The sequence below is a fragment of the Salicibibacter cibi genome (genome assembly GCF_016495865.1).
GTDB lineage: Bacteria > Bacillota > Bacilli > Bacillales > Marinococcaceae > Salicibibacter > Salicibibacter cibi.
Genome location: NZ_CP054706.1, coordinates 583,235 through 608,069 on the forward strand (window position 1 = coordinate 583,235; position 24,835 = coordinate 608,069).

Here is a 24,835-nt window from a genome sequence, read left to right on the forward strand (position 1 = left end):
ATACCCGAAAAAAATAGAAGCATAAACATAAGCGCGGGGGAAAATACCATTGAATTTTTATGCAAAAAGGTTATAATTTACTTTAACGAAAAAAAACATTAAAGGAGTAAAGGATTAAATTTTAGAGGGAGAGTGATGAAATGAAAAAGCAGGGGATGTTTCAGATAGGGTCTATTGTTTTACTTTCAGCGTTGCTGACCGCCTGTGGAGATGAAGATACAGATACAGAGGACGCGGCGGCCGGTGAAGAGAACGGGGATGCAGCGGATGGGGAAAGTTATGACATTGGCGTCGTGCAATACGCTGATCATCCGTCGTTGGATCAAGCAACGGAAGGGTTTAAAGAAGCGATCGAGGAATCCGGGCTTGACGTCACGTATGATGAGCAAAATGCAAGCGGTGACATGAACGTGATACAAACGGTCGCGGATACATTCGTCGGAGACGATGTTGATTTAATTTTCGCAAATGCCACACCTGCGGCTCAAATCATGACGTCGTCCACCGATGATATTCCGGTTATGTTCACGTCCGTCACTGATCCGGAAGGGGCAGAGTTGGTTGATTCGATTGATGCGCCGGGCGGAAATACGACGGGAACGATGGATCTGCATCCCGACGCCATTTCGCAATCGGTTGAGTTGATGGGCGACGAACTGGATGTGGAGACGATCGGTATGGTGTATAACGCCGGTGAGCAAAACTCGGAATATCAGGTGGGAATAGCAGAAGAAGCAGCAGAAGAAGCCGGTATGAGCGTACAGACGGCAACGGTCCAAACGTCTGCTGATGTGCAAAGTGCTGCGGAAAGTTTAGTTGGGAATATCGATGCATTTTATATTATCACTGATAATGAAGTCGTCTCGGGACTTGATTCCGTTATCGGTGTCGCTGAAGATGAAGGGTTGCCGCTGTTTGTCGGCGAGCTTGATTCCGTAGAAGCAGGCGGGTTTGCCGGTTTCGGGTTTTCTTACCATGATATTGGCTATGTAACAGGAGAAATGGCGATCGACGTGTTGAACGGTGAAGCGGACCCAGAGACTTTGGCCGTGGAATTTCCGCCGGAATTGGAGCTCGTTTTTAATGAAGGGGCAGCCGAGCGGATGGACATTGAGTGGGATGACAGCTGGGATGACCTGGCAGATGAGATTATTAATGAATAGGAAGTCGAGGTGAAGAGGCATGTTCACCGCCATCTTTGGCTCGATTGAACTTGGACTTATTTATGGCATTATGGCTCTCGGCGTTTATTTGTCGTTTCGGGTGCTTAATTTTCCGGATTTAACGGTCGATGGAAGTTTTGTCACCGGCGGGGCGGTCGCGGCCGTTATGATTGTCGCCGGGTATTCGGCGATTGTGGCGACAATCGCCGCCTTGATCGCCGGTTTTATCGCCGGCTGCATCACGGGAACCCTGCACGCCAAAGGAAAAATCAATCCGTTGTTGTCGGGGATTTTAATGATGATCGCGTTGTACTCCATTAATTTGCGGATTATGGGAAACAGCCCGAACATTTCCTTGATGAATGACAACACGATCATTTCCATGTTTTCCGATTTTTGGGCTGGCCTTCCGATCGATGATTGGGTAAATGGCGCCTTGGCCGCGGTTGGCATTCCGTTTATCCCATCGACGTGGGCAGTGCTATTATTGGCGATTCTTATCATCGTCCTTGTAAAAGCGTTTACCGATTATTTTTTAAAAACGGAAGTGGGCCTTGCCTTACGGGCGACGGGAGACAATCCGGATATGATTCGCAGTCTGTCGGCCAATACGGACCGATTAAAAATATTGGGACTCGGCATTTCTAATGGTTTTGTTGCGTTATCGGGGGCGATTGTGACCCAATATAGCAGTTTTGCCGATGTAAACATGGGGATCGGGATGATTATTATCGGGCTCGCCTCTGTTATTATTGGGGAAGCGCTCTTTGGAAAAGGGTCTATTTTTAAAATCACCCTCGCCGTGATTTGCGGTGCCGTCATCTATCGAATGGTTGTGGCGCTCGCCCTTCGGGTTGACTTCTTGGAAACCGGCGATATGCAGTTAATTACCGCGGTAATCGTGGTCGGCGCCCTTGTCATTCCGAAAATGCTCGAAAATCAAAAAGAGCGCAAACGCAGATCCCGCAAAGCGCGCCAATTGAAACAGGAAGATGAAGGAGGGAGCGGTTCTGCTTCGGCTAAGTCAGATCTATAAAGTGTTTAATGAAGGAACGGTCGACGAAAAGAGCGCGCTCGAGGACGCTAACCTTACCCTAGAGCCGGGAGATTTTGTGACGGTTATTGGCAGTAACGGGGCCGGGAAGTCAACGCTCATGAATATGGTTTCGGGAAAATTGACCCCGGATGTCGGTGATGTGGAGATTGATGGTCGAAATGTGACTAGGCTTGCCGAATATGAACGTTCCATGTTTATCGGCCGTGTGTTTCAAGACCCCATGGCCGGCACGGCGCCATCGATGACCATCGAAGAGAACATGTCGATGGCTTATAACCGTACGAAAAAACGCTCCGTATTTTCTGTTGGTGTCACAAAAAAAAGAAGAACGTATTTTAAAGAAAAACTTGCGACCCTCGGCCTCGGGCTGGAAGATCGCCTGTCGGCGAAGGTCGGTTTTCTCTCCGGCGGGGAACGCCAGGCATTGTCCTTGCTGATGGCAACCTTCACAACACCTTCGATTCTTTTGCTTGATGAGCATACCGCCGCCCTGGATCCATCGCGCGCAGAACTGATCACCGGCATTACAAAAGACATCGTTGAAGAAACGCGATTGACGACGTTGATGGTGACGCACAATATGCAACAAGCATTGGATCTGGGCAATCGCTTAATCATGATGGATAAAGGAAAGATTATTTTCGAAGCGTCGGGAGAAGAGAAGCAAGCGCTCACGATCGAACAATTGCTTAACGAGTTTCAGAAGATCCAGGGCGAGCAGCTTGCCAATGACCGGGCAGTGCTTGGTTGAGCGCGGGTGGCATGTATTCGGCGATTGGCCGTGTGCATGCTGTTTGGACCGCGGGAAATGTTCAACTTGATCGCGAGTGTTTTGTCATGAATCAAGGTGAATCGAGCCATTGAGCCAAAAAAGGGTGGGACGAAAAAATAAGAATGATGCTACATTCTTGCTCTCAATATGGATGGGTTCAACCAATCAGCTTCTATACACGATATAATATTCGACGATCGCTCTGTGATTATATCGTATACAACGATAAAGATAGATCCCTTAAAATTGCCCAAATTGATCCTTGGTTCGGCCTCTTTTCTGTTGGTTCACCGCTAAATTATCCGAAGTGCGCACTGCGTACATGGAAGCCGTATCAGCCAATCCCGCGCGGGATTCTTGGAGACTCGCTGAAGGTGCCATATTGAATGATCACGCCTTGTTTCTTTTTCATAAAAATAGGAAGGGCTTTGGCGAATCGTGCGCATCATACCGGTCATGTTGACATCGAGAATCCGGAGCCAGAGTTCGTCGGCTATTTCCGTGGCTGGCACCATATTGTCCATTACCCCCGCGTTATTAACGAGAATATCAAACGTGCCGAAATGTTCAATCGCGGCGTCAATCAAATGCCCAACATCCTCTTCCCGAGCATACCGCTGAGCAATCGCTCGTCCCACACCTGAACCGGCGTCGGTGACAACTACGACTTTTCCCTTCATTTTCATGTCTATCCTTCCATATCCCTAAAATTGTTCGCACATCAATGCTATAATAAAAAAAGAATAAAGCAATGGGAGTGAAAATATTGACTTCAACCCGCAAAATCTATGTGACACGCAAGCTTCCGGAAGATATTGAGGCACGACTCGCCAAACATTTTGATGTACGGTCATGGGACGAAGAAGACAAACCGGTGCCACGTGAGACGCTGCTTGAAGAAATAAAAGACGTCGACGGGTTATTTTGCATGATCACGGAAACGATTGATGAAGAAGTCTTGCAAGCAGGGAAACGTTTAAAGGTGGTCGCGAATATGGCGGTTGGGCATAATAATATTGATGTGGAGACGGCCACTGCCAACGGCATTACGGTCACGAACACGCCCGATGTTCTGACGGAAACGACCGCGGACCTTGCCTTCGCGCTTTTAATGGCTTCCGCGCGACGATTGGTAGAAACGTCAGACACGCTTCAAAAAGGAGAATGGGGCGCCTGGTCGCCGATGCAATTCACCGGTCAGGATGTGTTCGGCCAAACGCTCGGCATCGTTGGGCTTGGCAGAATCGGCGAAGCGGTCGTGAAGCGCGCGAAGGGCTTTGATATGGACGTCCTCTACTACAGTCGGACGAGAAAAAAAGATAAAGAGTCAGAGCTGGACATTGCATATGCGGAACTGGACCGGCTGCTCGAAAAGGCCGATTTCGTCATGCTCCTTTTGCCCTACAGCTCAGAAAGCCATCACTTGATAGGACAACGAGAACTTGCTTTAATGAAAGAGAATGCTATTTTAATTAACGCTTCCCGCGGCGGCATCATTGATGAAGATGCGCTCTACCAAGCGCTTGCCAATGATGAGATTTGGGGTGCCGGGCTTGATGTTTATGAACAGGAACCTGTCCCGACGGACCACCCGCTCTTAACATTATCGAACGTCACGGCGGTCCCGCACATCGGTAGCGCCAGCGTGAAGACCCGACGCGCGATGGCCGATTTAGCCGTTGATAACCTTATTCAAGTCCTCGATGAAAAAGAAGCAGTGACACCGGTCAATCTACTTAAATAGGAGAGGAACAATGAGCTATCCATTAAATGATACATTTAAAATTTTTACATTAAGTTCGAACCCTACGCTCACTCATGAGGTGGTCCAACATCTGGGCTGTGAACTCGGAAAAAGTTCCGTCAAACGGTTCAGCGATGGGGAAATCCAGGTCAGCATTGAAGAAAGCGTTCGCGGATGTGAAGTGTACGTCCTCCAATCGACGGCACAACCCGGAAACGAACATGTAATGGAATTATTGATTATGTTGGATGCGTTAAAGCGCGCTTCGGCAAAAAAGATCAACGTAGTCATTCCTTATTACGGGTACGCGAGACAAGATCGAAAAGCGCGCTCCCGGGAACCGATTACCGCAAAATTAATCGCCAACCTCCTGGAAGCCGCCGGTGCGACCCGGGTCGTCACCATGGATTTGCACGCACCCCAAATCCAAGGATTCTTCGACATTCCCGTCGACCAGCTGCTGGGCGTGCCAATCGTTGCCGACTATTTCAAAGCAAAGCAATTGGAAGACGTAGTCGTAGTCGCGCCCGATAATGGCGGAGTCATCCGCGCGCGCAAAATGGCTGATGAAATGAACGCGCCCATCGCCTTCATCGACAAGCGCCGCCCCCGTCCGAACGTATCTGAAGTCATGAACATCGTTGGCGAGTTCGAAGGAAAAAACGCCATCATTATCGACGACCTCATTGATACCGCCGGCACGATCACATCCGCCGCCAACGCGCTCATCGAAAACGGGGCCAACGCCGTCTATGCCTGCTGTACGCATCCAGTTCTTTCCGGACCTGCGATCAGCCGCATCGATGGATCGCCGATCAAAGAACTCGTCGTCACCAACACGATTGAACTTCCCGAAGAAAAAATGATCGACAAAATCACAACCCTCTCCGTCGCGCCGCTGGTGGCAGAAGCGATCCACCGCGTGCACAATGAGGTATCGGTGAGCTCGTTATTTGAATAAGGAAGAAAAAACCCGAGTGCGGGGAAGGGGCTGCACTCGGGTTTAAACTATGACGAGGGATTAAGATTCTTTTTTCTTTTGTTCTTCAATCCCTTGTTCAACCGCCATTTTCTTCGCTATTTTAGGGGCGCCCCATAAGATAGGCAGCATAATGATGGAAATTGGCACAGCGGTAATAATGATAAACGATTGGATCGCATCGATACTTCCTTCTCCGATATTAATCAAAATGATCGAAATAACACCGATCATCACTGCCCAGAATACCCGGATCGGTTTCGGCGGATCCCCTTCACCGGTCACAGACATGGAAATAGAATACGACATAGAATCTGCTGTGGTGATCACAAACAAAATGGTTAAGATAGCTAAAAGTACAGCCATTAAAGCCCCTAATGGTAATTGTTCTGCAAGGCTAACGACAGCCGCGGGTAAACCATCTTCCATCAGAGGACCACTGACAGAACCTGTATTCTGTAACTCATAAAAAATACCGGTTCCTCCCAGGACAGTAAACCAAACATTGGACACAAGCGCGGCTACAATTGACACGACAAAAAATACTTCTCTAATGGTTCTTCCCCGAGACACTCTGGCAACGAGCATCGCCATCAGAGGACCATAACCGATGAACCATCCAAAGAAAAACAGCATCCATAAACCTAACCACTCTTCGTCGCCTCGAAACGTATGGATGTTCAGAAATTCGGTTATATAGGTTCCGTAGGATGATATAAATGTATCGATGACAAAAGCTCCCGGACCCAACAGAAGGATTAGGACACCGACAGGAAATATCAGCCAAATATTCATCCTGCTCAAAAACTGAATGCCTTTTGAAATGCCTGTGACTGCAGAAATTGTAACAACAGCAATCAGCAGTCCAATAACAATCATTTGTGTAAATAAACCATCAGGGATGCCAAACGAATGCTCCAACCAATAACTTAATTGAAATCCAAAAAAACCAACGGTTCCAATTGTGCCTGCAACCGCCCCTAAAATACAGCATACGTCAGCCGCTATTCCCCATTTATTATGCTCAATTTTTTCACCAAAGATCGGATATAATAAGGTTCTCGGCTTTAGCGATAGCCCTTTATTATAATGGGCGTACATAATGACCATGCCACTAACTGCGCCATAAACCGCCCAAGCGGTAAATCCCCAAGACATAAAGCTTTGCGACATGGCGACCCCCACTGCTTCTTGTGCCCCGTCAGCGATGCCGGTGTGCATAGGAGGAACTTCCGTAAAATAATAAATAGGCTCGGCAGCTGCCCAAAAAATCCCCCCGGCTCCCAACCCCGAAGAAACCAGGATAGCTGCCCACTTAAAAAAGCTAATTCTCGGCTTATCTTCATTTCCCAAACGAACTTTGCCATACTTCGAAATGGCTAAAACAACCCCGACAACGAACGTCGCTAATAATAACAGTTGCCAAAAAGCGCCAAAATAAGCGATTGAAAGATCAAAACCCGTATTAACAAAATTAGCAACACCATCAAAAAAGAAAAAAGACATAACAACAAATAAAACCAACAACCCGCCACTGATTAAAAAGACGGGCATATTAACTCTCTTTTTCAAATCCCCAAGCTTCATTATTTCACCCTTCATGATGTTATTTTTATTGTGCGGGGAACACATTATAGCTAAGTGTTAATCATTCTTGAAATTCATTGTTTTGTCAAGGAGTTTTTTAATGGGTGGGTGCCGGAAGAGAGCGTCGGAAGAGAGGATAAGAATCTCTAAAATTCCAATTGACAAGTAAATGATTCTATTGTATGATTAAATTGTCTCACATAACCGACGGGTTATGTATCTACCTAAGACTGCAGGATCTGCTAAAACAAGGCCTTAGTGCCGGAATTGATCTTGTAGGATCAAGAAAGAGCCGCCAATTGGTGGTTCTTTTTTTATGTCTAAAAGTGTCAACTTATGATATAATTTCCTTTAAATAATCTTATTTACAGGGGTGTTACTGTGAAAAAGGACTATAGTATAGGGTTAGATATAGGAGTTGGGTCCGTCGGGTTCGGAGTTATTGATGATCAACAAAATATTATTGAAGCAGGAACAAGGCTCTTTCCGGAAGCGGATGTATCAAATAATGATGGCAGAAGGTCGAAAAGAAGTGCCAGAAGATTAAAAAGGAGACGGAAACACCGTAAGGAAAGACTTATGGAATTATTATCATTCTACGATATATCTCCACATCGAACATCTAACGTGAGCCCATACATACTTCGAGTTAAAGGATTAACAGAGCAGCTTTCGGAAAATGAATTAGTAACGGCCTTATTTCATTTGATAAAACGTCGTGGCGTCCATAATGTTACCGGTTCAAATTTGGATGAAGAAGAGGCAAATGACGAATCCTTATCAACGAAAGAACAGATACAAATCAACGAGAGACAATTGAAGGATAAATACGTTTGTGAGCTTCAATTAGAACGACTGGAAAATGAAGGTGAGGTACGAGGCCATAAAAATCGGTTTAAAACCGAAGATTATGTAAAAGAAGCGCGAGCCTTACTCAATAAACAAAAGACGTTTGATACCCGTATAGATGATTCATTCATTGATCAATATATTGACTTGGTTGAACAAAGAAGGGAATACTATGAAGGTCCCGGTGCCGGCAGCGAATATGGCTGGGATCAGGACATTGAAAAATGGTATCGGCAAATGATGGGGAAATGCAGCTATTTTCCGGAAGAAACAAGAGCCGTTCGCCAATCGTATTCTGCTCAGCTGTATAACTTGCTCAATGACTTAAACAATTTAACGATATTGCGTGAGGAAAATACCAAACTATCCAAAAATGAAAAAGAGAAAATCATTGATCAAGTTTTTATGAGTAAAGGAAACCCGACACTTAAAAAGATTGCCAAAGTGATTGACGTTGCCGAAGAAGATATTCGCGGTTATCGAATAAAGAAAAATGAACAGCCGGAATTCACTACATTGGAATTCATACAAACATTAAGAAAAATTGACCCAGCCCTTATAGAACTGTCTGCATCAAAGTTAGACCAAATTGCTGAAATACTTACCATTTGGCAGGACGAAACAGATACAAGAGATAAATTAGATGATTTGGACTTGGATGTAAAGGATTCAACAATCGATGAAATAGCACGTCTGAATTTCTCTGGTACCCATAGTTTAAGCTTAAAAGCGATCGATTTGTTGTTGCCAGATTTGTGGGACACAGACAAAAATCAAATGCAGCTATTTTCCGAAAAAGGACTGTACCCTAAAAAGGTTGAACTGAAAGGGAGGACTAAGATCCCGTATGAATACGTTGATGATTTAATACTCTCGCCCGTTGTGAAACGATCGTTTATCCAATCTATCCGTATTGTAAATGCCTTAATCGAAAAATATGGAGAACCGAAAACGATTGTGATCGAACTTGCTCGCGAAAAAAACAGCAAAGAACGACAGCAGTTTTTGAAGAAGATGCAAACAGAGAATGAGGCGCTTAATCAACAAGTCAGGGAAAAGTTAGATGACCGTGATTTAGTAGAGAAATCCGGTATGTTCAATAAGCTACGACTTTGGCACCTTCAAGATGGGGATTGTTTGTATTCATTAAAGTCAATCGAAATTGAAGATTTAATTGAGAATCCGGCAAACTATGAAATTGACCATATAATCCCTCGTTCTGTCTCTTTTGATGATTCGCAGGCTAATAAAGTTTTGGTTCATACTGAGGAAAACCAAAAGAAAGGGAATAAAACGCCGTATCAATATTTAAAATCTAGCCAAGGTGGGATCTCTTACGAGAAATTCAAAAGTCATATCCTTCAACTCTCCAAATCCAAGGATAAAATGCCAAAGAAAAAGCGAAACTATTTGCTAGAAGAACGAGATATCAATAAGTTTGATGTTCAAAAAGAATTTATCAATCGAAACCTTGTCGATACTCGCTACGCAACACGAGAACTTATGACCCTGTTAAAAGCTTACTTCAATGAAAACGATAAAGACGTGATTGTTAAGCCTATTAACGGTTCTTTTACCAACTATTTGCGAAAGCTTTGGGGGCTGCATAAAGACCGTGATGAAGACTATAAACATCACGCACAAGATGCTCTCATTGTTGCCATGGCCGGGTATTTATTGGAAACAAAAGATTTATTTAAACAACAAAATGTAATGATTGATGATGAGCGAATTATTGATAAAGAAACAGGGGAACTTTTGGATGAGTCTACATTTGATGCAGCCTTCACGGAAAAATATCATAAAGTAAAAGAGATTAAGAACTATCAACGTTACAAATACTCTCATAGGGTTGATCAAAAACCGAATCGGCAATTAATGAACGACACCATTTACTCCACTCGTGATACAGAAAACGGGGAGTTCATTATTGGTAAAATCAAAGGACTTTATAATAAGGACGATGAACAATTAGCAAAACAGTTTAAGAAATCACCTGAAAGTTTTTTAATGTATGAACATGACCAACCTACCTTTGAGAAGCTGGAAACAATTATGAAGCGGTATGCAGAAGCAAAAAATCCTTTGGCTAAATATCATGAAGAAACAGGAGAGTTTTTAACGAAGTATAGTAAAAATGGCAAAGGTCCTGTTGTTAAGTCATTGAAGTATAAATCTTTCAAATTGGGCAGTCATAAGGATTTATCGTACAAGTTTGAGCCGAAAAACAAACGAGTGGTGACCTTATCATTAAAACCATATCGCATGGATGTTTACAAGGACGAAGAGCGATATAAGTTTATTACGATACGTTACGATGATTTAAAAGAAGAAAAGGGCCAGTACATTATTCCTGAAGAAAAGTATTACGAGAAACTTGAGGAGAAAAGGATCACCAATATAAATCACTTTCAATTTAGTGCGTACAAAAGTGATATGATCGTAGTTGATGATTTAGAATATCGTTTTATTGGGGTAAATAATGATTTAACAAATATAATAGAGTTAGATACTCTTAATAAAAAATCAGATAAAAGGATTAAAAAAACAATAGGTAAGAAAATCGGGAAATTCGACAAAATAAATACAAATGTTTTAGGTGATAGATTCCCTGAAAACGGAGAAAAACTACGATTCAGCTATAATAAATAGGAGGAATTCCATGTCCTGGAGGGTAGTTCATGTCACAAATGTTGATCAAATGTCATTGCACTTAGATAGTCTAAAGGTAAAGCGCGGAGATGACGAATTGAAAATCCCTTTGGCAGATATTTTTTCGGTTGTCATTGAAGATCTAACATGTAAGTTAACCGGAAGACTAATCGTTGAACTTTCAAAGCACAACATATTAGTTCTCGTATGTGGTCAAGATCACCTTCCAGAGACACAACTATTACCGGTAACTGGCCATTTTGGGCAGCATAAACGCATGACTCGACAATTAGAATGGGACGATGATAAAAAGGGGGAGTTATGGAAAAAAATTGTAGGACAAAAGATTTTTAATCAAACGAGAATCATGGAGCGAGCAAAGGTTGAACAGCCAAGAATTAATCGTCTGTTAAATCTATTATCGGAAATTGAACCATTTGATCGGACGAATTGTGAAGCTCAAGCGGCTAAGATCTATTTTAACTCATTTTTTGGTGAGGATTATAATCGCAGTAATAGAGAAATTATTGAGAACTCAGCTTTAAATTACGGCTATTCAATCCTTCATTCGGCAATTGGCAGAACCATCTTAGCTAAAGGGCTGCTTCCCAGCATCGGTATTTTTCATAGGGGAGAAAGAAATCCTTTTAACCTGGCATCAGACATTATAGAACCGTTCCGTCCAATTGTGGATGCTTATGTCATTGAACAGCCGCCTGACGAGTTTTTAACGAAACAATATCGCTTAAATTTAATTAATTTGTTGCATAGTCGGATATCAATAGATGGGAAACTCCAAACCGTTATACGTGCTATTGATATTTTTGTAGGCTCAATTATCGAATATTTTGATACAGGCAATCAAATAAAATCACCTAACGCAAAGAAGATTGCTTTCCATGAGTTATAGATTTATGAGAGTGTTTATTATGTTTGATTTACCTGTAGAAACAAAAGCCCAAATTCGAACGTATACGAAATTTCGCAAACGATTAATTCAGGACGGTTTCTTAATGATGCAGTATTCCATTTATATAAAATCTTGCCTCAATAAAGAAGCTGCGCATCAATCGGTGAATAATGTAAAGCGCTATTTGCCTAAAGATGGACATGTGAGATCTTTGGTTATCACTGAGAAACAATTTGAAAATATGATGATTTTGGTTGGTGAAGAGGATAAAAATATAGAGTTATTGGGCGACAATCGAACGATTGAATTTTAGGCAGGGGTGATTGCTTGAATATGCGTTGGAACGTGAGGTCTGAAAATGTAGACCTCAATTTAAATATTTCAAACTATTGTTGTATATTTGATAATCACTCATTTAATGAAAAAGAGTTGTTGGATTTACTTGTGGGTTACTTTCAACCACGAAGTAAAGTGAAAAGTTTAGTTAGTATAAAAGAGATAGACAATCATTATGAAAACGTTACCGCGCACCATTATCAGTTTTTCAGTTTATCGACTGTCAATATACTAGCTGACACACAGCTGGGAAGCAAATCAATCCTTAAAAGGAAACTTAGACAGGATTTTTTAAATGAAATTGAATTCTCTGGATATTTACAAACTATTAATAGTTTGATCGAAGATGCCGTTCAACTAATTGAGACTGATCTGCCCATTGAGGTGAAAAAACTCGATGTGGATGGGCTGATTAAATTATTGGATGTTAATTTTGAGCTAAAAGAGAGTGCTGATTACGGGGTTATTTTTCACCAATTACAATTATTGCTGCCGATGATAACAAAAACAATATTGAAAACGAGCAAAGTACAACCATTAGTGATCTATTACTATCCCGAGCACATGTTGGGGCCGCGCCAACAAGTACAATTTAAGAAGATTCTGGACCAGTGTGCTGACAAGATGACATTCATCGTCTTAACAAAATCTCGGTATTTTCTCTCCAAGGATTTACTGAGTAATAATTTGATAATAAACGGTAAACAGCGTCTAACCAATGAGTATTTTGAGGAGATGGAATGGAATGCGCCGTTAGATTTTAAGAAGGAAGAGTTGGAACACACTTTTTCAAAGATCTTTAATACTTACGTGGTGAATCTTGAGACATATCCGACGATCTCAAATTATCAAATCGCAGATATTCAAGTGAACAGAGATATTGAACTATACGTACTCATTGATTTTATGGAGGAAATGGGGTTAGAATATAGTTTAGACATTGATTATTCTCTATTAAACCCTGTTATAGCAAGGTTTGTAGAGAAGTTTGGAAGGGCATGAAAAATTTTCACGACAGGTTTTAGCACTCTGCAGTTTTAGGTAGGTATGAGACTTGGAATGAGGTAAATCGAATGGAGAAGGAGTTTTAGCACTCTGCAGTTTTAGGTAGGTATGAGACAAAAAGGTTGATCGAAAATCAGTCGAACAAGTTTTAGCACTCTGCAGTTTTAGGTAGGTATGAGACCCGCCTTTAGATTTTTCATGCAATAAGGGTGTTTTAGCACTCTGCAGTTTTAGGTAGGTATGAGACTCTGGCGACGGTCATGGGCGACGTATTACGGTTTTAGCACTCTGCAGTTTTAGGTAGGTATGAGACCGGAAGATAATACAAATGCGTCCCCACAAGGTTTTAGCACTCTGCAGTTTTAGGTAGGTATGAGACAACAGGTAGGAAGGCAAGGGCAACGAGTAGGTTTTAGCACTCTGCAGTTTTAGGTAGGTATCAGACATGCGTTGGATTTCAATTCACGCACCCATGATTTTAGTACCCTGTAGTATTTGGTAGATATGAAAATTATCGGAAAGGCTGTAGAAGGGTGCTTTTCAGCCCCCTTCACCACTTGTTACGCCCTCGGCAATATTCTCCAAATGTGGCACATGCCCTTTCAACACACGTACTTCATAGATGTCTTTTTCCTCATAATAAACAAACCTGCCGTTATTAAAATCAGTATGGATGTGTTTATAAAATACGCCTTCGTGGGTGACGGTTGTGTCGTGATGGAAGGCAAGGTTGTATGTCCCGTCTTCCCGCCCGTGCAAAAAGGCATTTATTCCGTGTTCGTAATTCGTATCATCCTCATGATGATGTTTCGGCACAACTCTCACGTCTGCATGAGGGAGGTCCTTTAACAAACTGTCAAGTGTTGTGTTTCCCAAAAAGCGTCGCCACACACTTTCCACCATCTGTCCGATGATGATTTGAGTGGCCTTGATTTCTTTTGCCTTGTTTGCAATGACCTTTTTCACACGATAAGATTCGCTCTTAACCATAATCAAATCGGCGCCATAATGGTGCGAAATTTTTTTGAACAACGGCATACCGACAATTTTGTCGTGCTCATCGTCATGGGGCAAAGACCCGAACACCATAATGGTCAGAGGCGCTTCCAGCTTTAGGGCGAGCTTAAGGCCGCGGCGGATAAGTCGGATCCCAGATTCGCCGTGATTCACGCAGACCAAAATATGCTCATCGTGATGACTGTAATCCATGAAATTTCACTTCCTTCGCGCATCGTTAGAATTTGTGATCTATTATGCCCAGCCAAGGTTTGAGGTATACGGAAGGAAGCCGTTTATCGTGTTCTTATTTCGAAAGGATTTAATTCTATTTATTCAGAAAAGCACTTCCGAAGAGGTCGAACCGTAACACAGTTCGATGCGCTATGTTTATTAAGCGAAAAATTAGGTGATAATTGCGCTTATATACGCAAAAAGGTACAATTGAACAAAGGAGGTGTCCTTTTTGGCCATAAAAGGAATCGACAACTTGCCGATCGATGTATCTACGGAAGATGCTCTACGTATATTAAATGTATTAGCTGAGGTTAATGCTAAGTTAGGGAAGCTTGAGTCAGAATTTAAACACGCGATTGTAAGTCAGCCACTTATACAGATGTTATCGCTAAGCGAATCGGTGGAATCCACGAAAATTGAAGGAACCCAAGTTACATTCGCTGATATGGTTGAAGAAAAAGATAACAGAGAGCGAAGATGGGAGATCATTGAAGTAGAAAATTACCAATTTGCGTTACATGAAGGTTTCGCCAGGGTTCGTGAAGGTTATCCCATATCCACAAGACTGATCAGGGAATTACATCAATTATTAATGGAGGGAGCTAGAGGTTCGACGACCTCGTCAGGGCAATTCAGGAAAATCCAAAACTATATTGGACCTACGAATCGAATCGAGGATGCCACTTATATTCCCCCGCCTGCTCACGAAATTGATGACTACATGGCTAATCTTGAGAAATTTATTAATGGCGATACGAATAACCGAAAAAACGTAACAAAAGATCGATTTGCCATCCATGAAGGTTCAGACCCCCTTATAAAAACGGCCGTTATGCATGCCCAGTTTGAATCGATCCACCCTTTTCTCGATGGAAATGGACGGTTAGGCCGAATTTTAATTGTGCTATCGCTTGCGAAGGATTGGGTAATTTCACAGCCAGTATTTTTTGTGAGTGAAGAATTGGAAAAAGAAAAGCATCGATATTATGATTTGTTGAATGGGGTGCGAGGTCAACATCCTGATTGGGGTGCCTGGATTCTTTTTTTCTTGGAGGCTTCCAATCGTATGGCAGATCAACTGTTGAACAAATTGGCACAATCGGAGCAACTTGCAAAGGATGGACTCGATCTTTGTGAAACCGCTTCTGAGCGGCATGTTTGGCTCTATACGTTCACTGACCCTTCTACGACAGCGAAAAAAGCTGCAAATGCAACGGGAGTCTCAACCAATACGGCCAGAAAAGCCTTGAATGCCCTAGCGTCAAGAAGGCAAATTTATGCGGATCAGCAGAAAATGCGAAATGTGAAATATCGAAACTATGACCTGCTACGCATCTTACGAGATTAGACATAGAAGGGATCCTCCGAAACCCATCAGGTTTCGGAGGATCCCAAAAATATTTCCTTTGCCTCTTCCCGCAATTTGAACTTTTGGATTTTGCCCGATGCGGTCATCGGATAGCTGTCAACGAAAGTGATGTGTCTTGGAATTTTATGATGGGAAATGGAGCCGCGGCAAAAGTCTTTTATAGCTTCAACGGTTGCTTGTTGGCCTTCTTTTAATCGCACATAAGCTCCGATTTCTTCCCCGTATTTTTCATCGGCGACGCCTACGATTTGTACGTCTAAGATCGAGGGGTGGCGATATAAAAATTCTTCGATTTCACGCGGATAAATATTTTCCCCGCCGCGGATGATCATATCTTTCATTCGGCCGGTGACCGTGCAATAGCCGTGTTCATCCATCACAGCGAGATCACCGGTGTGAAGCCAGCCATCGGTGGTTAACACTTCAGCGGTCGCTTCCGGATCATTATAATAGCCTTTCATGACGTGGTATCCGCGTGTACAGAGTTCGCCTTGGGTCCCGGCGGGTACTTCTTTGTCCGTCCCGGGAGCGACGATTTTGACTTCCACATTCGGGAGTGCCCGGCCGACGGTTTCTGTTTTTCGTTCGAGTGAATCGTCGGTTCGCGTTTGCGTAATGACGGGTGACGATTCCGTCTGTCCGTAAGCAATGGTTACCTCATGGGCACCCATTCTGTCCATAACGGCTTTCATGACCTCAACCGGGCAGTTTGAGCCTGCCATAATCCCGGTGCGCAGCGCGGAAAAATCGTATTCAGCAAAATCGGGATGATTGAGTTCGGCGATGAACATGGTCGGCACTCCGTGAAGGCCGGTACATTTTTCTCGATGCACCGCCTCCATGACCATTTTAGGATCAAATTCCTCGACGATAACCATTGTCGTTCCTTTGTTGACACAAGCGAGTATTCCGAGTACACAACCGAAACAATGAAAAAAGGGAACGGGAATACAGAGACGATCCTCATGGGTGAGGTTCATACATTCGGCAATGTTCAAACCGTTGTTTACAATATTGGAATGGGTTAACATGACCCCTTTCGGAAATCCGGTCGTTCCGGAAGTATATTGCATATTGATGACTTCATCTTTATCGAGACTCGCCATGCGTTTATCCAGCGCATCTTCGGACACTGTATTTCCCGCTTCCAGAAGCGATTCCCACAAATAGATGCCGGGGTAATGTTCTTCGCCCCCGTCCACAATGATCACGCGTTTTAAATGCGGAAAGCGTTCCGATTGTAATCTTCCCGGCTCTGCTGTTTTTAGTTCAGGAACGAGCCTGTACAAAATGTCAATGTAAGACGTCGTCTTGAATGTCGGTTGTAAAATTAAGGTCGACGACTCCGATTGCGAGAGCAGGTAGGCGAGCTCTTCTTCCTGATAACTGGTGTTTACGGTAACAAGCACCGCCCCTGCTTTTCCGGTTGCGAATTGTGACACAAGCCACTCCGGTTTATTCGCCGTCCACACCGCAACATGATCCCCTTTTTCAATGCCGAGTGCCATCATTCCCCGGGCGGTTTGCCGGCATAAATCGTTAAACGTTCGATAGGAGAGACGCAAGTCGCGATCAGGATAGACGACCGCTTCTCTTTCTCCCTCGCGTTCGGCAATATTTTCCAACAGTCGTCCGGTTGTTACTTCTAGCAAATTCGCCATCATTTACCCCTCCTTAGTACATGAACACCTCCCTTTATCATTCGTGATGAAACGTCAAATTTCCTGCTAACGAAACGCCGCTTTCAAATAGAAATGACGCGTGATTAAATAATAGAGATATTGCAAAATGGCGTAGATAGAGATGACCATGACGCCGCTCCAGAACAAATTAACGTCAAGGATGCTTGCGAGCATGGCGTAGGCAAAACTGGCGTGCAGTGCACCGACAGCCAAAGGTACAAAGAAAAGGAATTTAATTTTATGCCCGAGAATTTTTCCTGCTTCTTTGCGGGTGATGCCAATACGGTTTAACGATAGCAACTGTTTTTTCGTATCTTCCAATTCCGTGAACAGTTTCAAATAGAGCATGCTTCCTTGCACGATAAAAAAGAGGACGCTGACGAATAACCCAATAAACAACGTTAAGGAAAATGTTTGCTGTAGCGCCTGAAAAGGCGGAGCCATCGTTTGGAGAAGGAAGGAGTCCTCGGCCTCTTCATCCAACGCATTGGAGACATCTACTTCATTTTCCCAGTCGACAAAATGATAACCTAACGCGCGAAGTTTTTCATCGTCCGTGTATTGAGAGGCATAGTGGAGAAAACTCACATCATTCATGACGACTTGAATTTGCCCCTGATTTGTTGTGCCGACAATCGCGTCTTCCGCTGTGCCGGCGATGTCCATGGTGGTTTGTTCTCCGTTCATGCCCATGTCTAACTGTTCCATGCCTTCAAAATCTTCCCATGGCCCAAACCCGAGCATGGGGGATGTGACAAATACTTCATCTTCTTCCAATTCCAAAGGGTCCAAACTTCGATAGGCGGCAATTTCGTTGTACTCGGTTTCCGGAAAGACAGCAACGACGCCTTTTTCGCCGGCGTCAAAGGAGACATCCGCACGGAGCATTTCTACGTCGAATGTGTATTCAATCTCCGTATCGTATTCTGCAATGATTTCTTCCGCCCGTTCCGGCTCAAGAATGGCATTTTCAGCCGCGCTTTCTTCCGTCCAAGTGACTGAAGCCGGTGTTTGCTCCATGACCATGTCAACCAAATATTCATTCGCAAGATATACCGTGCCGGCTGCGGTGAGCACGACGGCGGTGATCGTCGAGGTGAGGAAAAGCATACGTGCGTAATCCTTTAAGCGGAAAAGGATGTTCGTGCGTGTAACCAGGTGCGTTCCCTGCAACAATGATTTTCTTTTATATAAACGCTTGTAGACGGCGACGGTCCCTTGTGTGAACAAAAAGTAAGACCCGATCAGAACGAAGAAAAGAATCGGAAAGATTAACAAAAATGACAGTTCAATGCTCGCTGTGGCGGCTATAAAGTAACCGAAACCGAGAAACAAAAGCGCGATCACCGTTACTGTTATGGAAGAACGCGGCATTACTTTCGGTTTGCGGGCGTCCTGCAAAAAATCTTGAACGGTCTGCCCGCGCATTCTCCAAAAAGACAGCAGCGTCAACGTTTGAAACAACACGATGAAGCCAATCGCCGTAATAACGTAAGCCATCGGCACGAATTCGAAAGCGATCGGCGTTTCCGTATCAAGCATCGCGCTCATGAGCATCAGAAATAGTTTCGAAAACAATGTGCCAAGTCCAAGGCCAAACACAATCGCGAGTAAAGACGTGATCGTTTGCTCGAGGTAGATCAGCTTTCGTAACTGCCGCTTACTCATCCCAAACAGCGTCAATAAACCAAATTCCTGTGATCGGGTTTGCAAGAACGTGTTGTTTGAATAAGCGATAAAAAAGACCGAAAAAATCACGATAATCACCTGGGCAGCGATCATGCCGCTACGGACGGAATCTCCGGCCTGGATGTCCCCGCTCATGACCTCCGGATGCAAAATGAATTGCGCATAAATGAAGAAAATACTTACCGCGAACACACAACTGAGAAAATAAGCGGCATATTGCTGGGCATTCCCGGTTAAATTCTTACGTGCGAGGCGACGAATGTTCATGGAAATCACCTCCGAGGACAGAGAGCGTATCAAGAATGTTTTGGTAGAATGCCTGTTGGCGATCCCCTTTGCGAATTTCCGAGAAAAAGCGGCCGTCTTTGATGAATACGATGCGATCACAATAGCTCGCGACCGTCGGGTCATGGGTGACGGTAAAAATGGTCGCGCCTTGTTCGCCATTTATCGTCGTGAGTGTATCCATTACTTGTCGGGCTGATTTGGAATCAAGGTTCCCCGTCGGCTCATCGGCGAGAATCATCGTCGGATCGTGAATAATCGCACGTGCGCAAGCGGTACGCTGTTGCTGTCCGCCGGAAATTTCGGTGATGCGTTTTTCAAGAATATCCGTAATCCCCAGTTGTTCGGCGATTTCATTCAGACGTGTGTTCATTTTCTTGTGTGAATATTTATCGAGGGCGAGCGGCAACAAGATGTTTTCCCGGACGGTTAATGTATCGAGCAAGTTGAAATCCTGAAACACAAAGCCGAGTTGCCGACGCCTGAAAATCGCCAGTTGATTGTCGTTTAATGTCGTGGGGTCGGTGTCTTTGATGACCATTTTTCCCGATGTTGGCGCGTCGATTGTCGCGAGCATATTGAGCAACGTCGTCTTCCCGCTTCCCGACGGTCCCATTACCCCGATGAATTCCCCTTTGTCTACTTGCAGATGAAAATTGATTAAAGCTTGGTACGATAGCCCTTCTTTTTTCGGATAGTACGTTTTGCCGAGGGCATCGACTTCGAGTATCGGCATGTAGGCCACTCCTTTTCTGGATGTCTGTCTTTATTTTAAAAAAGAAGGCCGTCGGCTCCCATCGATTTACCTTTCAAATCATTCGTGAAATCTTACAATCTTGTCATCTGTCATGCAAAGTTCGTGAAGAAAAGCGAACGGTCATCGTCGTTCCTTCGCTGACTTGCGAATGGGCGTACAGAGAGTGGCCGAGCCGGTCGGTGATTATCCGGCTTAAATACAGTCCCATTCCGGTCGACTCCGTTTTTTTCCGGCCATTATCTCCGGTGAAAAACGGGGAGAAAATGTTCGGCAAGTCATGCGCGGGAATGCCGATGCCACGGTCTTGAATCTCTACGAGGGTGGCGTCCCCCTCTTTAAAGACGGCAATGGTGATGCGATCGCCCTTTCCTTGTTGGGAATAACGAAGCGCGTTCAGTAAAAGTTGGTGGAAAACGACGCGCAACCACTTTTGATCACTGTAAACGAATGGGTCCTTAGTGTCGACTCGGATTTCCGGGAAGAGATTTCGGCGTATAAACTGGCGTTTTTCTTCGTTGACGAGTTCGCGCAGTAACGCGACGACATCGACTTCATCGGCAACAAAATCAACGGCGAAATGGTCGAGCCTAGCCAAATGAAGCATGAGTTCAAGGCCGTGGCGAAAACGGTCGTTTTCGTCGTTGATTTCATCGAGAAACGTTTTCGATCCCTGGTCTTCAAGCTGTTGTTTTCCCTGCTGCGTTAAAAGCGAGATGACCGATACCGGTGTTTTCATGTGATGCACCCACTGGTTGACGAAAATTTGATGCTGCTCTTGCATCGCCTTGTAATGATCTAATTCTTCACGGTAGCGTTCCTGGTAACGGCGGAGCATACCGATGAACAGGAATGCCTCGCGCGATGGTACTTGCATCGTTTCCAATTCAAGCGCAGTTTCCAGCGGCAATGGGTTTCTTTTTTCCATTTCCAATAATTTTTTCAGTAACGGTCGTCTTCTTGCATAATCAATGGCCAGTCCCAAAAGCAAAAAAAATAGGGCAAGGAGCCCCATATAAGTGAATTCGCTCCATGGCTGTTCCAAGCCGGCAAACAGAAGAGACAAATAAGCGACGAGCACAATTGCAGCAGTGTTGATCACATAAAAAAGAATAAAAAGCACACGGTCTGCCAGGTAATGTCGAATCATTGTGCATCCTCCTGAGGTATTTGATGCATGATAGAGTAAACATATCATATTGGGGGAAGGGAGATCATCTATTTAGGAGCAATGGCCATGGGCGGGGATACATAGCGAGGAGTAGGGGAGGAGGGGTCTGGCATTTTTCATGCTTAATCTGTCATTTTGCCCCTTCGTCTTCTCGCCAATTAACATTTAATCGGTATCCTTGCCCGCGAATCGTCTGGATCGCATCGTGGATGCCCAATTCTTGCAGTCGTTTTCGCAATCGGTTCACGTTCACGGACAATGTGTTATCGTCCACGAAATCAACCTCATCCCAAAGCGCTTCAAGCAGGTCATCCCGGCTGACGATGCGGTCATGGGCTTCGCTTAATTTCCGGAATAAAGTGAACTCCTTTTTTGAAAGCTCGATGCGTTCGGAGTCGTACACCAATTCATTTTTTTCCGGATGAATAAAGAGACCGGCTAATTCCTCCGTTTGGCTATGGGCGTTGTTCAGGGCATACTCTCCGTAAGCTCTGCGCAAAACGCTTTTGATTTTCGCTGTGACAACATCGAGATGAAACGGTTTGGTAATATAATCATCGCCGCCGTTTTCAATCGCCATCACCTGGTTCATGTCATCCGTTCGTGCCGATATAAAAATAACTGGTACATTGGATACGCTCCTAATCTGTCGGCACCAATAAAAACCGTCGAAGTAAGGCAAGTTGATGTCTAGCAGGACGAGGTCGGGGTCTATTTTGACAAATTCTGCTTTAATGGCATATAACTGCTCTGCTGTACGGACGGAATACCCATAGCGCTCTAAGTGATCGCTAAGAATCCCGGCAATTTTATCATCGTCTTCTACGATAAGGATGGAATACATTTTTTACACCTCGATTATCGCTAACATATCTTTTTTCAGGCGCGTTGGTTATCCGTATTTTTCCAAAAAAGGGTTTAGACGAAAAGGGTATTAAACATACCGTTTGTTACATACATTTGCGGACTAATTTGGCATTCGCCAGCCATTACGGCTCCCAAAACCGGACCTGAGGACTCCTTTGGCTCCTGAGCGGCGATTTGAGTCCGCAGATCATGTTCCAGAGGACTCCTTTGGCTTCTGAGCGGCGATTTGAGTCCGCAGATCATGTTCCAGAGGACTCCTTTGACTTCTGAGCACTGTTTTGAGTCCGCAGATCATGTTCCAGAGGACTCCTTTGACTTCTGAGCACTGTTTTGAGTCCGCAGATCATGTTCCAGAGGACTCCTTTGGCTTCTGAGCGGCGATTTGAGTCCACAGATCATGTTCCAAAGGACTCCTTTGGCTTCTGAGCGGCGATTTGAGTCCGCAGGTCATGTTCCAGAGGACTCCTTTGACTTCTGAGCACTGTTTTGAGTCCGCAGATCATGTTCGAAAGGACTTATCTGATACTAAACAGTTTTCTTTTTCATGCCAGAAGGTATTTTAAGGTAAATCAACGCGCCTGATCTTTTTTATAAAATAAGCACCGTATCACTCAGAAAGCAATACCTAACGTGCTCCCGAGTTAGGTCGTCAAAACTCATGTTAGCGCCCTAATCCAGTTTTTAAAGCCACAACGACAGACGATCACTCATTACACTCGTGCTGCACTAGTGCAGAATGGCTTAAATAAATGGTCACCAACTATAAATTATGGTTCAAAAAAATATTGATGCCCTAACGGGAGGTCGCGGATGTCGTTAAGGCACGAACCGATCGGAATGATGCCCTAACGCGAGTTAGCAGATGTCGTTAGGTCGTCAACTTTGCTCTTCTTGTTCCTATGAGAGCAGTTCGTTCTCCGCCGGAGGGCATATCGCGATCCTTCCCCTCGATAGGTAGCGATAACACCTAAGAGAAACAATTTCTGGGATAGAGTACTAGCACATTTTTCACGATTAATCCACGGAATGTTTCCCCCGTTTCCAATAATAAATCGCAAGCTGGGTCCGATCCCGTAATTCGAGTTTATCCAGAATGACAGAAAGTGTGTTGCGCACAGTGCCGACACTCAAATATAGTTGCTCGGCGATTTCTTTATTGGACAGTCCTTGAGCGATGGCGGCGGCGATGTCATTTTCACGCTCGGTGAGACCGTCGAGTTCGTCGTATGCTCCAGGGTTCATGATTTCTTGCAAGACATCTGCGTCAAGTACTGAGCCGCCGGCCATTAAGGCGCGTATTTGCTGGGCCATATTCTCCACGGGCGTTGACTTCAGCAAGTACCCTTCCGCTCCTGCCTGAAGGGCGAGGCGGATATTCTGTTCATCTTTAAAGGTTGTCAGCATCATGATGCGAAGCTCCGGCGATTGCGACTTCAGCTGTTTCGTGCTTTCAATCCCATCCATGTTCGGCATGCGGATGTCCATGAGTACAACGTCCGGCAGCGTTGTTTCACTTTGCTCGATCGCTTCTTGGCCATCCGCTGCAAGGCCGATGACTTCAATATCCGATTCCTTTTCAAGTAATAATTTAAGGCTTTGGCGTACGAGTGGATCATCATCGACAATCAGGATCTTCATCGGTCTTCCTCCTCTTTTCCGAGCGGCAAAACACAGACGACGAGATGGCCGAAAGCTGTATCGACGGAAAGGCTGCCCCCGGCGGCTCGAGCGCGAAGCTTCAGATTTCTGAGTCCGGTGCCCTCGCTTGAATCGGTAGAAGCCGTGCCGTTATCTCGAACGCTCAGGCGAACGATCGAAGCGGTGACATCAAGCTGAACATCAACATTTGTCGCGTCACTGTGACGAGCAACGTTTGTAAGCGCTTCTTTTAAACAAGGCTCCAGCAAGCTCCAATAATGTACGGGAACTTGGCTCATATCTCCTGATTTTTGGAAGTTGGTATCGGCCTGGTTAAACTCATCTACGATATGCTCCAGTACGTCTGCTCCCATTCTCGTTACCGGGGTCATGTCATGGACAGTATCGCGAAGTCTCGCCGCACTTCTTGTGATCCTGAGCTTGATTTCCTGTAGCATCTCCTCGGCGTCTTTTCCTTCCAGGTGTTCGAAGGTGTCCATCGCCAGGCTTGCTCCGGTCAGATCATGGCCAACATGATCATGGAGGTCACGGGCAATGCGATTTCGTTCCGATAGTTCAGCAAGTTGTGCGGTCTGGCGATTGGCTTTGAGCAGTTCATTTTTCATATTTTCCAATTCATAGCGGGCATACCGCTCACGGTCGGCTTCCGAAATATACAAATCACGCTGTCTTTTCCATTGACGGGCGAGCAAGCCTAAAAACCCTGCTTGAAAAAGAAACCAGAAGAGGAAGACGGAGTATACGTCTCCGATTGGGATCAAAACGACAATTGGTATGATATATGCATATTTTCCCCTTAGGATACTTTCAAATAACGGGAGGGCGAAACCAAAGACACTGGCGCTCCAGACGGGGATAAATAGCGCGCAAATAATGATATCAATAAGTACAGTCCAGGCAGGCAGTTGAAAGCGCCAACGCAAGCAAACGAGGATGGCGAGTGAAACGATGAGTAAAAAGCTGATAATGCTTTCGGCTTGTATGGTCCATAAACTGAGAAGAAAAAGGATATTAATAAAACGCCATATGGTTACGAAGCTTTCCCTCATCGCTCGTTCCCTCCTGCTGTTTC

General features: G+C 44.6%; 20 protein-coding genes and 1 CRISPR repeat array. Of the genes, 10 read left to right on the forward strand and 10 right to left on the reverse strand.

What is annotated here, in order from left to right:
* Window positions 1-140: 140 nt before the first annotated feature.
* From HUG20_RS02860 to HUG20_RS02870, 3 genes are read left to right on the forward strand one after another with little or no spacing between them, the layout of a single operon-like run.
* Window positions 141-1,163, forward strand: coding sequence for an ABC transporter substrate-binding protein (locus HUG20_RS02860; protein WP_200087851.1), 1,023 nt, complete (start codon window positions 141-143; stop codon window positions 1,161-1,163).
* 19 nt (window positions 1,164-1,182) lie between these two features.
* Window positions 1,183-2,199 (forward strand): ABC transporter permease, encoded by a 1,017-nt coding sequence (locus tag HUG20_RS02865; protein WP_200087853.1) that lies wholly within the window; start codon window positions 1,183-1,185, stop codon window positions 2,197-2,199.
* The gene (locus tag HUG20_RS02870) at window positions 2,174-2,971 is read left to right on the forward strand and encodes an ABC transporter ATP-binding protein (RefSeq protein WP_200090362.1); all 798 of its coding nucleotides are present in this window, start codon (window positions 2,174-2,176) and stop codon (window positions 2,969-2,971) included. Before HUG20_RS02865 ends, HUG20_RS02870 begins: the two co-directional genes overlap by 26 nt.
* Window positions 2,972-3,285: 314 nt before the next feature.
* Here the strand turns inward: HUG20_RS02870 and HUG20_RS02875 are convergent, their stop codons facing one another.
* The gene (locus HUG20_RS02875) at window positions 3,286-3,678 is read right to left on the reverse strand and encodes an SDR family NAD(P)-dependent oxidoreductase (protein WP_246476511.1); all 393 of its coding nucleotides are present in this window, start codon (window positions 3,676-3,678) and stop codon (window positions 3,286-3,288) included.
* 80 nt (window positions 3,679-3,758) lie between these two features.
* On the opposite strand from HUG20_RS02875, the gene HUG20_RS02880 reads away from it, so the two are divergent.
* Together HUG20_RS02880 and HUG20_RS02885 are read left to right on the forward strand one after the other, a co-directional pair.
* Complete coding sequence (locus tag HUG20_RS02880; protein WP_246476512.1) at window positions 3,759-4,736, forward strand: 2-hydroxyacid dehydrogenase; 978 nt, start codon at window positions 3,759-3,761, stop codon at window positions 4,734-4,736.
* A gap of 10 nt (window positions 4,737-4,746) precedes the next feature.
* On the forward strand, window positions 4,747-5,697 hold the full coding sequence (locus HUG20_RS02885; RefSeq protein WP_200087858.1) for a ribose-phosphate diphosphokinase: 951 nt from the start codon (window positions 4,747-4,749) through the stop codon (window positions 5,695-5,697).
* A gap of 60 nt (window positions 5,698-5,757) precedes the next feature.
* Here HUG20_RS02885 and HUG20_RS02890 read toward each other — a convergent pair whose 3' ends face one another.
* Entirely contained in the window at window positions 5,758-7,302 is a 1,545-nt protein-coding gene (locus tag HUG20_RS02890; RefSeq protein ID WP_200087860.1) for a BCCT family transporter, read from the reverse strand.
* Between the two features lie 381 nt (window positions 7,303-7,683).
* Here HUG20_RS02890 and cas9 point away from each other — a divergent pair, with 381 nt between their 5' ends.
* The 4 genes from cas9 to HUG20_RS02910 are packed head-to-tail and all read left to right on the forward strand — an operon-like array spanning window position 7,684 to window position 13,051.
* Complete coding sequence (cas9, locus tag HUG20_RS02895; protein ID WP_200087862.1) at window positions 7,684-10,803, forward strand: type II CRISPR RNA-guided endonuclease Cas9; 3,120 nt, start codon at window positions 7,684-7,686, stop codon at window positions 10,801-10,803.
* A gap of 10 nt (window positions 10,804-10,813) precedes the next feature.
* On the forward strand, window positions 10,814-11,713 hold the full coding sequence (gene cas1, locus HUG20_RS02900; protein ID WP_200087864.1) for a type II CRISPR-associated endonuclease Cas1: 900 nt from the start codon (window positions 10,814-10,816) through the stop codon (window positions 11,711-11,713).
* Between the two features lie 4 nt (window positions 11,714-11,717).
* Window positions 11,718-12,026 carry a CRISPR-associated endonuclease Cas2 gene (gene cas2 / locus HUG20_RS02905; protein ID WP_200087873.1) on the forward strand — a complete coding sequence of 103 codons (309 nt, stop codon included), beginning with the start codon at window positions 11,718-11,720 and terminating at the stop codon, window positions 12,024-12,026.
* Window positions 12,027-12,040: 14 nt separating this feature from the next.
* The gene (locus tag HUG20_RS02910; RefSeq protein WP_200087875.1) at window positions 12,041-13,051 is read left to right on the forward strand and encodes a hypothetical protein; all 1,011 of its coding nucleotides are present in this window, start codon (window positions 12,041-12,043) and stop codon (window positions 13,049-13,051) included.
* 16 nt (window positions 13,052-13,067) lie between these two features.
* A CRISPR array of direct repeats spans window positions 13,068-13,499; the repeat unit is 36 nt; unit sequence GTTTTAGCACTCTGCAGTTTTAGGTAGGTATGAGAC.
* Between the two features lie 95 nt (window positions 13,500-13,594).
* On the opposite strand, the gene HUG20_RS02915 is transcribed toward HUG20_RS02910, so the two are convergent.
* Window positions 13,595-14,263: an adenine nucleotide alpha hydrolase family protein gene (locus tag HUG20_RS02915; RefSeq protein WP_200087882.1), complete on the reverse strand. Its 669-nt coding sequence runs from the start codon at window positions 14,261-14,263 to the stop codon at window positions 13,595-13,597.
* A 244-nt stretch (window positions 14,264-14,507) separates the two neighbouring features.
* Here HUG20_RS02915 and HUG20_RS02920 point away from each other — a divergent pair, with 244 nt between their 5' ends.
* Window positions 14,508-15,635, forward strand: coding sequence for a Fic family protein (locus tag HUG20_RS02920; RefSeq protein ID WP_246476513.1), 1,128 nt, complete (start codon window positions 14,508-14,510; stop codon window positions 15,633-15,635).
* Between the two features lie 26 nt (window positions 15,636-15,661).
* On the opposite strand, the gene HUG20_RS02925 is transcribed toward HUG20_RS02920, so the two are convergent.
* The 7 genes from HUG20_RS02925 to HUG20_RS02955 all read right to left on the reverse strand — a co-directional run bounded on the left by HUG20_RS02925 (window position 15,662) and on the right by HUG20_RS02955 (window position 24,812).
* Window positions 15,662-17,317 carry an AMP-binding protein gene (locus HUG20_RS02925; protein ID WP_200087886.1) on the reverse strand — a complete coding sequence of 552 codons (1,656 nt, stop codon included), beginning with the start codon at window positions 17,315-17,317 and terminating at the stop codon, window positions 15,662-15,664.
* A gap of 66 nt (window positions 17,318-17,383) precedes the next feature.
* A complete protein-coding gene (locus HUG20_RS02930; RefSeq protein WP_200087888.1) occupies window positions 17,384-19,294 on the reverse strand; it encodes an ABC transporter permease in 1,911 nt (636 codons plus the stop codon).
* On the reverse strand, window positions 19,269-20,048 hold the full coding sequence (locus tag HUG20_RS02935) for an ABC transporter ATP-binding protein (protein WP_200087890.1): 780 nt from the start codon (window positions 20,046-20,048) through the stop codon (window positions 19,269-19,271). The genes HUG20_RS02930 and HUG20_RS02935 overlap by 26 nt, the downstream gene beginning before the upstream one ends.
* A 103-nt stretch (window positions 20,049-20,151) precedes the next feature.
* Complete coding sequence (locus HUG20_RS02940) at window positions 20,152-21,216, reverse strand: sensor histidine kinase (RefSeq protein ID WP_200087892.1); 1,065 nt, start codon at window positions 21,214-21,216, stop codon at window positions 20,152-20,154.
* A gap of 151 nt (window positions 21,217-21,367) precedes the next feature.
* On the reverse strand, window positions 21,368-22,081 hold the full coding sequence (locus tag HUG20_RS02945; RefSeq protein ID WP_200087894.1) for a response regulator transcription factor: 714 nt from the start codon (window positions 22,079-22,081) through the stop codon (window positions 21,368-21,370).
* Window positions 22,082-23,118: 1,037 nt separating this feature from the next.
* The gene (locus HUG20_RS02950) at window positions 23,119-23,742 is read right to left on the reverse strand and encodes a response regulator transcription factor (protein WP_200087896.1); all 624 of its coding nucleotides are present in this window, start codon (window positions 23,740-23,742) and stop codon (window positions 23,119-23,121) included.
* A complete protein-coding gene (locus HUG20_RS02955) occupies window positions 23,739-24,812 on the reverse strand; it encodes a sensor histidine kinase (protein WP_200087898.1) in 1,074 nt (357 codons plus the stop codon). The genes HUG20_RS02950 and HUG20_RS02955 overlap by 4 nt, the downstream gene beginning before the upstream one ends.
* Between the last annotated feature and the right edge of the window lie 23 nt (window positions 24,813-24,835).